This window comes from Neobacillus vireti (assembly GCF_001026695.1).
Taxonomy (GTDB): Bacteria; Bacillota; Bacilli; order Bacillales; family Cytobacillaceae; genus Neobacillus; species Neobacillus vireti.
In genome coordinates this window covers 62,398-75,316 of sequence record NZ_LDNB01000015.1, presented here as the reverse complement: position 1 = coordinate 75,316, position 12,919 = coordinate 62,398, and the positions used below count along the sequence as shown (strand labels likewise).

Genomic DNA, 12,919 nt, shown 5'->3' with positions numbered 1-12,919 from the left:
GAAATTTCGGGCTGGCTTTTTCTTTTTTAGGGAGAGAATATCGGATTCGCTGATAAAATGAAAAATTCGCTGATATATGGTGGAGATTCGCTGATAAACATGCTAGATTCGCTGAAATAGCTCACGAAATCGCTGATAAAAATTAATAGACATAAAACGTTAACAAATTTCGCTAAAATTCGGCAGGGATCTTGGTGGATTATGAGAAATTCTTATCTAAAATGAAAGGAGTGATTGTATTGGTTATAAAAGAAAGGACAATTCCATTAGTAATTCTAATTTTGCAGGCATTATGCCGGCGTCTTCCACTGAACTACCCCAAATATCAGCAAATTTTAGAGGAACTAGGAAGGAGGCAAGCGGGTTATCAAGGGGAGGTAGCTTTAGATTATTATTTACGTCTACTTCCGATAGATAAATACTTAATTCTCCATGATTTAAATCTTCCTGATGGTGACTACAACTGCCAAATTGATACCCTCCTGTTGACACCAGAATTCGCCCTTATTATCGAAGTTAAAAATATGACTGGTAAATTAATTTTTGATACTGAAAATGAACAATTTATACAAATAAACAATGAAAAGGAAAAAGGTTATACTTATCCAATAGCACAGGCAGAAAGACATCAAGAGTATTTAAAGAAACTGATGGCTGAACATAAATTTCCCCAAGTTCCAATTGATCACTTAGTAGTCATCAGCAATAATTATGCCTCATATGTCATCACCGGAAAAAATTCTCATAAAGTCCGGCCACGGGTATGTAAGGCAGATGTTTTCAATAATAAAATTAAGTATTTTGAAAAACTATATTCCGATCCAATCCTAACCTCGAAGGATCTTCGCAAGCTAAGCCGCCTACTCGTAAAAATGAATAAAGTCCCGACCAATTATATTTTAAATAAATATGAAATTAACAAGACGGACCTAGTAACCGGTGTTTTTGACCCAGCTTGCAATCATGGTCCACTTATACGTAAGAAACAGAAATGGTACTGCACTAAGTGTGGTGAATATTCAAACGATGCTCATCTACAAGCACTGATGGATTACTTTTTACTTATAGATACGAAAATAACAAATCAGCAGTTCAGGGAGTTTGTACATTTAAAATCACACGACACAGCAAAAAGATTATTACTTTCTGCCAATCTTTCTTATTCAGGAGCAACAAAGGGTCGTTTTTATTTTCTAAAATCTTTTCCAAGGTAAATTTTCAATTCGCTGATAAAATGAAAAATTCGCTGAAATATGGTGGAGATTCGCTGATAAACATGCTAGATTCGCTGAAATAGTTCTCAAAATCGCTGATAAAATTTAAAAAGGACGTTTTGACCGGATAGTCGACCTATTTTTGTACGAAAAATGACTCCAAAATGAGCAGGAATTTTACTTATTAAGTTTTTTCATCGAACAAATCTCGAAAATACACAAAAAAGGCTGCCCCTCCGACCAAACTGCGGGGCAACCTCTTTTAATTTACATTTTTTCATAAATGGTATCATAGTTTTTCGCCAAGGCGACATCCAAATCGGTTAATCCCCCCGCATTCCAGGAAGTCAGCCGGAGCGTCACCATTTTATAGTCAATCGCGATAAACGGGTGATGATTCTTTTCTTCGGAAAGCGCAGCAATTTCATTTACGAACGCTACACCCTTTAAAAATTCGCGAAAACGGTATTTTTTCACGATAAATTTACCGTCTAATTTCCAGCCCGTTAATTCAGCAACAGCTGTCGTTATTTCCGCATCACTAAGTCTATTCGCCACTTAAAGCCCCTCCATATCCTATTTACGTTTTTTATTGACAAGCGCCAGTGCCTTATCGGTATTGGCAAAGTGAAGCTTTACAAAGGAAGGCAGCACATCTCGCCCCTTATTTACAATCAACTTGGCAGCCGCAACATCAACCTGTGCCCCGGCGCCTTTCGGAATCTTAAAGCCCGCGGTCTCGCTAAGCTTATCAATATATTGAATAAAAGCATAGCGGGCAAGAATGCTGGCGGCCGCGACCGCCAGATGGATTCCCTCCGCTTTCGTGCTAAAATAAACATTTTCCTTTGCAATCGCTTTTTGATTTTTTAAATGTTGAAAATAAGTACTCGATTGGACAAATTGATCAATAAGAATCACTTCCGGCTTTTCTGGTGAAATTTTCCCCAGCACATTTAATATTGCCTGGTTATGAAGAACAGCCTTCATTTTTCCTTGGGACCAGCCTGCTTGCTGCACTTGATTGTATTTTTCATTTTTCAGTGTCAACAGGCTGAAGGGAACGACATCTTTGATAACCTTGGCAATCGCAATGATTTTTTCATCGCCTAAATCCTTCGAATCTCGGACGCCTAATTCTTTTAATAATGGAATGTGTTCTTTTTTTACATAAGCCGCAACAACAGTAATCGGACCGAAAAAATCACCCGTTCCGACTTCATCTGATCCGATGGCTGACATCCCGCCGATACCGATGGGCAGGTCGCCCTTCGCCGCAGATTTTCCTTTGGCAGCAGCGGGCTTTTTAGCAGTCCCCCCGGCAACGGTAACGCTGCGGCCACCATCAGAACCACGGCCATCGCCACTCCCGGCACCACCACCTCTAGCGGCGCCGCCCCATTTCCCCGCCTCTTTTTCACAATCATTTCCTTGGAATAGAACTTTCCCAGATTTATAAGCTGTGACCATACAGGCAGAAGTTTTCGCGGCGAACACACTTCCTGGTGGATTCTTATCGACTAACTGTTTACTGTAATAATCGTGCATTTTCATGATTTCGGTCATTCCCAGAATAATTACCACATTTCCCACTATAAAAACACCACATTTCTACTAAATATATCCGACTCTCTTAAATAGGTTTGACTTTTCCACATCCATACGTTCGTGTTATGATATAGAGTAGGATTCTTTGAAGGGAGCATTTACTTTGTCAAAAACAGAAAAAAATAGAACCACCGTTGATATTTACGGACAGCATTACGTCATAATGGGAACGGAAAGCTCAAGTCATATTCGGCTTGTTGCCGCGTTAGTTGACGATAAAATGCGTGAAATCAATTCTAAGAATCCAGCTCTTGACGTCAGTAAACTTGCTGTTTTAACGGCGGTAAATGCTGTCAATGATTATATTAAACTAAAGGATCAATTAGAACGACTGCAAGCAGAACTACAAAAAGAAAAGGACTAAAAAAATATGTTCGATTTAATTATTATCATACTTTTAATCATGGGATTCTTTGTCGGCCTTAAAAGAGGCTTTATCCTCCAGCTTGTACATTTAACAAGTTTTATTATTGCATATATTGTTGCCTATTTATACTACGATCAGCTGGCGCCAAAGCTAATTCTTTGGATACCTTACCCGAAGTTTAGCGAAGGAACAACATTAAAATTATTAACAGACTCTACTGATGTAGAAACGGCTTTCTACCGGGCAATTGCTTTTGTGATAATCTTTTTTGCTGTCAAGATTTTATTCCAAATCATCGGTTCCATGCTTGATTTTATTGCCCATTTACCTGTACTAAAGCAGTTGAATGTATGGGCTGGGGGACTGTTCGGTTTCTGTGAGGTCTACTTAATTATTTTTATTGTATTATATATTGCTGCCTTAATTCCAATCGAAATGATTCAGACTCATTTGGACCATTCTGTATTGGCAAAGGCAATTGTCAATCACACGCCATTTCTTTCACAGCAAATCAAAGGCCTGTGAAAAGTATATTCAGCTGCTTGAACTTCTCCTTAGCAGAGAAGTTTTTCTTTTTTAACCTTAATAAGATAAAATGAAGATGCTAAACTCCGGGGGAAGGTGGATATTATGGCAGTCAATAAAAGGGAATTAATACGTTTATTAGAAACGGTTGCGATTTATATGGAATTAAAAGGAGAGAACCCATTTAAGGTTTCGGCTTTTCGTAAGGCAGCTAATGCTCTTGAAACCGATGAACGCAGCTTAGCTGACATTGAGGACTATACCAGTATTTCAGGAATCGGCAAAGGGACAGCTGCCGTAATTGATGAGTATATAAAGGAAGGTTCTTCCTCGGTATTAAAAGAACTGAAGGAAGAAGTCCCGGCTGGATTGATTCCGTTACTGCAGCTGCCGGGTCTTGGCGGCAAGAAAATCGCCAAACTTTACAAAGAATTAGCAATCATCGATGTTTCCAGTTTAAAGGCAGCCTGTGAAGCAGGGAAGGTACAAGCACTCGCAGGTTTTGGCAAAAAAACCGAAGAGAAAATCTTAAGCGCCATCGCTAGCGTTGGTTCAAGGCCTGATCGGCTCCCAATTGCCTATATGCTGCCGATAGCAGACCAAATAGAAGCGCAGCTTGCCGTGATACCGGAGATTAACCGTTTTTCACGGGCAGGCAGTCTAAGAAGAATGCGCGAGACCATTAAAGACCTTGATTTTATTATTGCGACCGACAACACTGATCGAGTTCGCGAGCAGCTGCTCCAATTGCCTGATATCAATGAAGTGATTGGTGCCGGTGATACGAAGGTTTCCATTGTCTTAGGCTATGAATTTGATATCTCCGTCGATTTCCGGCTTGTGAGACCAGAGGAATTTATTACGACTTTACATCATTTCACTGGTTCAAAGGAACATAATGTCCGGATGCGGCAGCTTGCCAAGGAACGCGGCGAAAAAATCAGTGAGTATGGTGTAGAGAACGTGGAGACTGGGGAAGTCCGCACCTTCACTTCTGAAGAGGAATTTTTCAAGCATTTTGATCTTCCATTTATTCCTCCGGAAATCAGAGAGGACGGGAAAGAAGTAGAGACATTCAGCGGCAATGAGGAATTTATCGAGCTTGAAGATATTAAAGGCGATCTGCATATGCACACGACCTGGAGCGATGGAGCCCATACAATTGAAGAAATGGTGGAAGCGTGCCGGAAGCGCGGCTATCAATATATGGCGATCACCGACCATTCACAATATCTTAAGGTGGCAAATGGACTTACACGCGAGCGGCTTTTGAAACAGGGAGAGGAAATCAAGAACCTGAATAAAAAATATGATGATATCCTCATCCTTCGCGGTGTTGAAATGGACATATTACCTGATGGCACCTTGGATTATGATGATGAAATACTTGCTGACATGGATTTCGTCATCGCTTCGATTCATTCAGCCTTTACCCAATCAAGAGAAAAGATTATGGAGCGGTTAAAGTCAGCCTTAACCAATGCCCATGTCGATTTAATTGCTCATCCAACTGGCAGAAAAATCGGCCGTCGTGAAGGCTATGATGTGGACATCGATTTGCTTATCCAGCTGTCAAAGGAAACGAATACCGCGTTAGAATTAAATGCTAACCCGAACCGGCTTGACCTAACGGCCGAATATCTAAGGAAAGCGCAAGAGGCCGGTGTTAAGATTCTCATCAATACGGACGCCCACAAATTGGATACCTTAAAGCATATGGAAATTGGCGTTTCCGCTGCTAAAAAGGGCTGGATTAGAAAATCATCGGTGCTAAATGCGCTTGATAAAAATGACTTACTTGAATTTTTGCATAATAGATAAGAGGAGGTTTTAACTCCATGCAAGATAGAGTTCTAAAGGTATTAGAATTTACGAAAGTGAGAGAGCAGCTGTTAGAACATGCCGCATCTTCACTTGGCAAAGACAAAATCAAACACCTGGCGCCATCCACTGATTTTGCAGAAGTGGTCAAGCTTCAAGCAGAAACAGATGAGGCAGCGACGGTATTTCGGATAAAACCAACGATCCCACTTGCAGGGATTCATGATATCCGCGCTCATATTAAGCGTTCAGTTATTGGAGGAGTTCTCAGTCCGCACGAACTCATCCAAATCGCAAGCACGATCCATGCCAGCCGGCAGATGAAGCGATTTATCGAGGATATTGCTGAGGAAAGAACGGAACTGCCAATTTTGTTAGAACAAGTAGCACAAATCATTCTACTCACAAACCTTGAGCAGGCTATTAAACTGGCCATCGATGAAAGCGGCGAGGTGCTTGATAGTGCCAGTGAGCTATTACGCTCATTAAGACATCAGCTCAGGACTAATGAATCACGCGTCCGTGAAAAGTTAGAGAGCATGATTCGGTCCTCGAATGCCAGTAAAATGCTGTCCGATGCGATTGTCACAATACGAAATGATCGCTTTGTGATTCCTGTCAAACAGGAGTACCGCGGCCACTACGGCGGAATCATTCATGATCAGAGTGCGTCTGGACAAACTTTATTTATTGAACCGCAGGTGATTGTTCAGCTGAATAATCAATTACAGGATATTCGTGTCAAGGAACAGCTTGAAATTGAGAGAATTCTCACCGAGCTTTCGGCCCATGCGGCAGAGCATGAAGGCGAACTTCAAGTAATCGTCGCTGTCTTAGCGAATTTAGACTTTATTTTTGCCAAAGCAAGATATGGAAAAAAAATCAAAGCAACGATGCCAGTGATGAATAATGAAGGAAGAATCGCGTTATATAAAGCACGACATCCGTTAATACCGATTGACGAGGTCGTGGCCAACGATATTTTGCTCGGGAATGAGTTTACCACGATTGTCATTACCGGACCTAATACGGGCGGGAAAACAGTCACCCTAAAAACATTGGGTTTGTGCTCGTTAATGGCTCAGGCGGGATTGCAGGTGCCGGCATATGACGGTTCTGAACTTGCCGTCTTTGATGCGATTTATGCCGATATTGGCGATGAGCAATCGATTGAACAGAGCTTAAGTACATTTTCGTCCCATATGGTCAATATTGTTGAAATCTTAAACCATGTCGATTTCAACAGCCTTGTCCTATTTGATGAGCTTGGTGCCGGGACCGATCCGCAGGAAGGAGCGGCATTGGCGATTTCGATTTTAGATGAAGTTCACAATCGGGGGGCACGGGTGATCGCGACAACCCACTATCCGGAATTAAAAGCGTATGGCTATAATCGCGAAGGGGTGTTAAATGCCAGCGTCGAGTTTGATGTTGAGACATTAAGCCCGACTTATAAGCTGCTCTTAGGGGTACCTGGTCGGAGTAATGCCTTTGAAATTTCGAAACGCTTAGGCTTAAATGATCGGGTTATTCAGTCAGCCCGTTCACATGTGAGCGAGGATACGAATCAAATCGATAAGATGATTGCATCACTCGAAGCGAGTAAGCGTCAGGCGGAAATTGAGAGTCAGGAAGCCAGAGATTATTTAAAGTCCGCCGAGATGCTTCATCACGACCTGCAAAAGCAAATGATGGAATTTTACGAGAAAAAAGATGCGATGCTGGAAAGGGCTGCTGAAAAAGCAGCTGACCTCGTGGATGAGGCTAAACAAGAGGCGGAGCAGGTTATTCGTGATCTGCGCAAAATGAGAACTGAGAAGCATGCTGAAATAAAGGAACATGAATTAATTGATGCAAGGAGGCGCCTAGAGGAAGCAGCGCCGGAAATCCAAAAGTCCGTAAAGCTGGCAAATAAGAAAACCAAGAAACAAGTCTTTATGCCTGGAGATGAAGTCAAGGTGCTTACATTTAACCAAAAAGGGACGCTTGTCGAACGAGTGTCTGCAAATGAATGGCAGGTTCAAATCGGCATTTTGAAAATGAAGGTAAAAGAAAAAGATATGGAATATATGAGTACGCCGAAACAAATGGAAACAAAGCCGATGGCAATTGTCCAAGGGCGCGATTCCATTGTTAAACTGGAGCTTGACCTGCGCGGCGAAAGGTATGAAGATGCACTTCTAAAAGTAGAAAAGTATATTGATGATGCCTTGCTTTCCAATTATCCCCGGGTTTCCATTATCCATGGGAAAGGTACAGGCGCGTTAAGACAAGGCGTTCAGGAATATTTGAAAAACCATCGTTCCGTTAAGAAAATTCGTTTTGGTGAAGCCGGAGAAGGTGGTTCAGGGGTAACCATCGTAGAATTTAAATAATGTCCGGGGAGATAAGCTATGAATCAGTTCTGGGAGAACGAATACATTCAAATCGCGGCCTATTATAGTGTCGTCATTTTATGTATGATTGTCTTTTTAGCCGTTTTTGAAGCGGTAACCAAATATAAAAATTGGGAAGAGATAAAAAAAGGGAATTTAGCCGTGGCGATGGCCACCGGTGGAAAAATATTTGGCGTCGCCAATATATTCCGCCATACCATTGCCCTTCACGATTCGTTACTGACAATGGTTGGCTGGGGGATATATGGATTTATCCTGTTATTAACCGGCTATTTTATCTTTGAATTTTTGACGCCAAAGTTTAAGATTGACGATGAAATCCAAAATGATAATCGGGCAGTAGGTTTGATTTCAATGGTCATTTCCATTGGCTTATCTTATGTGATTGGTGCAGGAATATCGTAAGGGGAGAAGAGACTGTGGAGACATTAGCTAAGGTACTTCTTGGATTATGCGGCTTGTTTTTGCTGATTGGAATTGTATATATGATATTTTTTGCCTAATGGAAAAATCATCGCTGGAATTATTCAGTGGTGATTTTTTATTTGGAAAAATGACTGAGCGCCGCATGTATTACTCACATCATATTCCTTTCCACACGAGGGTTGAAAGTTGTAACTGGGGTTTCCATTTCGTGAAATACTGTACTATAATAGAGATGGTTGTTAGAATTTTTTAAATAATTTAATAAAGAAAAGGGAGGTTTGTATGTTGGAGTCGAAACCATGGCTGGACGTGTATCCAAAAGAAATTCCTGCCACACTTGAATACTCCTCAGAACCAGTACAGAGTTGCTTGCAGAAATCAGCTGAGAAGTTTCCGGAAAAGAGTGCCATTCATTTTATGGGAAAGGAATGGACCTATAAACAACTTTACGACGATGCCTTAAATTTTGCAGGCTACTTGCAAGGAACCCTTGGTATCTCAAAAGGCGACCGGGTCGCTATCATGCTTCCGAATACACCCCAGGCGGTCATCAGCTATTTTGCTATTTTACTAGCTGGCGGAATTGTCGTCCAAACCAATCCGCTATATACAGAGCGTGAACTTGAGTATCAAATGAAGGATTCCGGAGCAAAAGCCATCATCACCTTAGATATCCTCTACCCGCGTGTTTCTAAAGTAATGCCGAAAACGGAATTACAGCATATTATTGTCACTGCCATCAAAGACTTTCTGCCGTTCCCAAAAAATCTCGTTTATCCTTTCATTCAGAAAAAACAATATGGAATTGTTGTTAAAGTAAAGCATGAAGGAAACATCCATCTGCTAACGAAAATATTAACTAGCAGTCCACAAAAAGTAACCGCATACAATTTCGATGTAGAGGAAGATGTGGCCTTACTGCAATATACAGGCGGTACGACCGGTTCTCCGAAGGGTGTCATGTTAACCCACAAAAATTTAATCGCCAACACAGAAATGAGTGAAAAGTGGCTATACAAATGCAAACCAGGGGAAGGATCTGTGCTCGGAATCATTCCTTTTTTCCATGTTTACGGGATGACAACGGTCATGATATTTTCGATTAAGATGGCCTATCGAATGATTCTGCTGCCGAAATTTGATGCGCTGACCACGTTAAAAACAATCGAAAAACAGCGCCCAACTTTATTTCCCGGTGCACCTACGATTTATATTGGCTTGTTAAACCATTCGGATTTGAAGAAATATGACCTTTCATCAATAGAAGCTTGTATAAGCGGTTCGGCCCCGCTCCCGATTGAAGTCCAGCAAAAATTCGAGGAAGTTACCGGCGGGCAGCTTGTTGAAGGCTATGGATTAACAGAAGCCTCACCTGTCACCCATTCCAACTTCCTGTGGGACGCTCCGAAAATAAAAGGCAGCATCGGTGTTCCATACCCTGATACGGATGCCGTGATACTATCGATGGATAATGGTGAGCCAATACCTGTAGGGGAAATTGGTGAAATTGTCGTAAAAGGTCCGCAGATTATGAAGGGTTACTGGAATCGACCGGAAGAAACAAAGGAAGTCCTCCGCAACGGCTGGCTGTACACTGGAGACCTTGGCTATATGGATGAACAGGGATATTTTTATGTGGTCGACCGCAAAAAGGATATGATTATAGCTGGCGGCTTTAATATTTATCCACGAGAAATCGAAGAAGTATTGTATGAGCATCCGGATGTCCTTGAGGCAGTCGCTGCCGGCATACCTGACCCATACCGCGGTGAAACAGTGAAGGCATATATAGTCTTAAAAGAAGGATCGAGGATTACCGCTGATGAAATAAACGAATATGCAAGAAAATATCTGGCAGCCTACAAAGCGCCGCGGCTATATGAATTTAGGCCAGAATTACCAAAAACCGCTGTTGGAAAAATTTTAAGGAGAATGCTTGTAGAGGAAGAAATCCAAAAAATAGAGGAAGAAAGCAAAAAGCACGCGTAATCAATTTTTTTTGCGGATAAAGGCTTGTCTAATCGAAAGATTTGCAATATTATGAAGAAGTACTTTCAGAATTTCTTGACAGAAATAACTTTAAAAACTATTATTAAAATATGAATGATGATTCATTCATATTTTTCTTTTATAATACTTTGAGAAATGTCCAGCTACAGCGCCTAGGGGCTCGGGGTCATAAGCCAATCCGTCAAGAAGGTTAAAAAGCAACCTTCTCGCCGGCTCATCTTATACCTGTCGCCCCTGCCCAAGGCGCTTCCGCTTTTCTGTCAAAGGGGGGATAGCATTGAAAAAAACGAAGCCAAAATACATGCAGATTATTGATGCAGCAGTAATTGTAATTGCTGAAAATGGCTACCATCAGGCACAGGTTTCAAAAATTGCCAAACAGGCAGGAGTGGCTGACGGCACGATCTACTTGTATTTCAAAAACAAAGAAGACATTCTTATCTCCCTCTTTGAAGAAAAAATGGGAAACTTTATTGAAGAAATAGATCAAATGATAGCAGGAAAAGGGACGGCGATAGAGAAGTTATTAATGATGGTCGAAGCTCATTTTAGCCTGCTTTCAGCGGACCACCACCTAGCCATCGTCACGCAATTAGAACTGCGCCAATCGAACAAGGAGTTACGGCTCCGAATTAACGATGTGCTCAAAGGCTACTTAAAGGTGATTGATAAGATTATTATCGAAGGCATTGAATCTGGAGAGTTTTCAAACGATCTAGATGTTCGACTCGCCCGGCAAATGATCTTCGGTACGATTGATGAAACCGCAACATCCTGGGTGATGAATGAGGAGAAATATGATCTCGCGAAGCTGGCTTCCCCAGTCCATCGTCTTTTGGTTAATGGTTTTAGAAGCCGCTAGCACTTAAAAAATTAAGTAGAGGGGGAGTTTAATTGGAATACTTAAAATGGTCTAGTGAGGATAATATTGCGACAATTACGCTTCAGCGGCCTCCGGCAAATGCCCTTTCATCAGGTGTTCTAAGGGAATTGTCGGCAGTCTTTGATGAAATTGAACCGAACAGTGATATCCGGGTCGTTGTCATTCATGGCGAAGGGCGCTTTTTCTCGGCTGGTGCGGATATTAAAGAATTTACCACTGTTACCTCGTCTGAAGGTTTTGCCAATCTTGGCAAGTATGGACAAGATTTGTTTGACCGGATGGAGAAATTTCCAAAGCCAATTATTGCGGCAATCCATGGGGCTGCCCTTGGCGGCGGATTAGAGCTCGCAATGGCTTGTCACATCCGCATTGTCAGCGAAACCGCTAAACTTGGTCTTCCGGAGCTGCAGCTTGGGTTAATTCCTGGATTCGCTGGCACGCAGCGTCTGCCGAAATATGTTGGCACTGCCAGAGCAGCGGAAATGCTGTTCACCTCTGAACCTATCACTGGAGTAGAGGCAGTTCAATACGGTTTAGCCAATCATGCCTATCCAGAAGCAGAAGTATTGGAGCAAGCCCATAAACTGGCTGTTAAAATTGCCAAGAAAAGTCCCGGCTCAATTCGCGCTGCTATACAACTTTTAAACTATGCGAAAACGTCCGAGTTTTACGAAGGGATGAAAAAGGAAGCGGAGCTGTTTGGCGAGGTATTCGTCTCGATTGACGCGAAAGAAGGCATCCAAGCTTTTATGGAAAAAAGACAGCCTCACTTTAAGGGCGAATAAACTTACCTTAGCGGGTTGACCGCAAAGGGTTTATTTTTACTTAAAATTTTCTCAATCTTTCAAACTGAGCGAATGCTCGAAATTATATTAGGAGGGGACCATGACTATGAATATTTTTGTATTAATGAAAAGAACCTTTGATACCGAAGAAAAGGTTGTCCTTAAAGGTGGAAAAATCAATGAGGATGGTGCTGAATTTATCATCAACCCATATGACGAATATGCGATTGAAGAAGCAATCCAAGTCCGCGATGCCAATGGCGGCGAAGTAACGGTTATTTCTGTAGGCGGCGAAGAAACGGAAAAGCAGCTTCGGACCGCACTGGCAATGGGTGCAGATAAAGCCGTACTCATAAATACAGAAGACGATGTTGAAAATGCTGACCAATTCACGACAGCAAAAATTCTCGGAGAATTTTTAAAAGATAAGGATGCTGATTTAATTATTGGCGGAAATGTTGCCATAGATGGCGGAACAGGACAAGTTGGCCCGCGTGTTGCCGAACTGCTTAACATTCCTTATGTGACTACGATTACCAAGCTTGAAATTAATGGCAGCAGCGTAACGGTCACTCGTGACGTTGAAGGGGATTCTGAAATCATCGAAACAAGCCTGCCGCTATTAGTAACGGCACAGCAAGGCCTGAATGAGCCGCGCTATCCTTCCTTACCGGGAATTATGAAAGCGAAGAAAAAGCCGCTGGATGAATTAGAATTAGACGATCTTGATCTTGAAGAAGATGATGTTGAGGCAAAAACGAAAACAATCGAGATTTATTTACCGCCTAAAAAAGAAGCTGGAAAGGTATTGGCCGGGGATTTAAATGATCAGGTAAAAGAACTGGTTCAACTTCTTCATACGGAAGCAAAAGTAATCTAAGTTT

General features: G+C 41.8%; 12 protein-coding genes. 10 read left to right on the top strand and 2 right to left on the bottom strand.

All coding sequences use genetic code 11. The annotated features are described in order from the left end of the window. Positions 1-194 precede the first annotated feature (194 nt). Complete coding sequence (locus AA980_RS19565) at positions 195-1,214, top strand: nuclease-related domain-containing protein (RefSeq protein ID WP_024029200.1); 1,020 nt, start codon at positions 195-197, stop codon at positions 1,212-1,214. A 267-nt stretch (positions 1,215-1,481) separates the two neighbouring features. Here AA980_RS19565 and AA980_RS19560 read toward each other — a convergent pair whose 3' ends face one another. Together AA980_RS19560 and rnhC are read right to left on the bottom strand one after the other, a co-directional pair. Further along, the gene (locus AA980_RS19560; RefSeq protein ID WP_024029201.1) at positions 1,482-1,772 is read right to left on the bottom strand and encodes a 4a-hydroxytetrahydrobiopterin dehydratase; all 291 of its coding nucleotides are present in this window, start codon (positions 1,770-1,772) and stop codon (positions 1,482-1,484) included. An 18-nt stretch (positions 1,773-1,790) separates the two neighbouring features. Next, positions 1,791-2,807 carry a ribonuclease HIII gene (gene rnhC, locus AA980_RS19555; RefSeq protein WP_024029202.1) on the bottom strand — a complete coding sequence of 339 codons (1,017 nt, stop codon included), beginning with the start codon at positions 2,805-2,807 and terminating at the stop codon, positions 1,791-1,793. Between the two features lie 118 nt (positions 2,808-2,925). Between rnhC and zapA the strand changes: the two genes are divergently transcribed. From zapA to AA980_RS19510, 9 genes are all read left to right on the top strand, one after another. Beyond that, positions 2,926-3,186, top strand: coding sequence for a cell division protein ZapA (gene zapA, locus AA980_RS19550; RefSeq protein WP_024029203.1), 261 nt, complete (start codon positions 2,926-2,928; stop codon positions 3,184-3,186). Positions 3,187-3,192: 6 nt separating this feature from the next. Beyond that, on the top strand, positions 3,193-3,714 hold the full coding sequence (locus AA980_RS19545) for a CvpA family protein (RefSeq protein ID WP_024029204.1): 522 nt from the start codon (positions 3,193-3,195) through the stop codon (positions 3,712-3,714). 105 nt (positions 3,715-3,819) lie between these two features. Then, positions 3,820-5,535 carry a DNA polymerase/3'-5' exonuclease PolX gene (polX, locus tag AA980_RS19540; RefSeq protein WP_024029205.1) on the top strand — a complete coding sequence of 572 codons (1,716 nt, stop codon included), beginning with the start codon at positions 3,820-3,822 and terminating at the stop codon, positions 5,533-5,535. A 17-nt stretch (positions 5,536-5,552) separates the two neighbouring features. Beyond that, positions 5,553-7,910, top strand: a complete 2,358-nt coding sequence (locus tag AA980_RS19535; RefSeq protein ID WP_024029206.1) for an endonuclease MutS2 — start codon at positions 5,553-5,555, stop codon at positions 7,908-7,910. Positions 7,911-7,928: 18 nt separating this feature from the next. Next, a complete protein-coding gene (locus AA980_RS19530; protein WP_024029207.1) occupies positions 7,929-8,336 on the top strand; it encodes a DUF350 domain-containing protein in 408 nt (135 codons plus the stop codon). Positions 8,337-8,639: 303 nt separating this feature from the next. Next, entirely contained in the window at positions 8,640-10,346 is a 1,707-nt protein-coding gene (locus AA980_RS19525; RefSeq protein WP_024029208.1) for a long-chain-fatty-acid--CoA ligase, read from the top strand. Positions 10,347-10,644: 298 nt separating this feature from the next. Then, positions 10,645-11,229 (top strand): TetR/AcrR family transcriptional regulator, encoded by a 585-nt coding sequence (locus tag AA980_RS19520; RefSeq protein WP_024029209.1) that lies wholly within the window; start codon positions 10,645-10,647, stop codon positions 11,227-11,229. A gap of 32 nt (positions 11,230-11,261) precedes the next feature. Next, the gene (locus AA980_RS19515; RefSeq protein ID WP_024029210.1) at positions 11,262-12,035 is read left to right on the top strand and encodes an enoyl-CoA hydratase; all 774 of its coding nucleotides are present in this window, start codon (positions 11,262-11,264) and stop codon (positions 12,033-12,035) included. A gap of 106 nt (positions 12,036-12,141) precedes the next feature. After that, entirely contained in the window at positions 12,142-12,915 is a 774-nt protein-coding gene (locus AA980_RS19510; protein ID WP_047771883.1) for an electron transfer flavoprotein subunit beta/FixA family protein, read from the top strand. Positions 12,916-12,919: the final 4 nt, after the last annotated feature.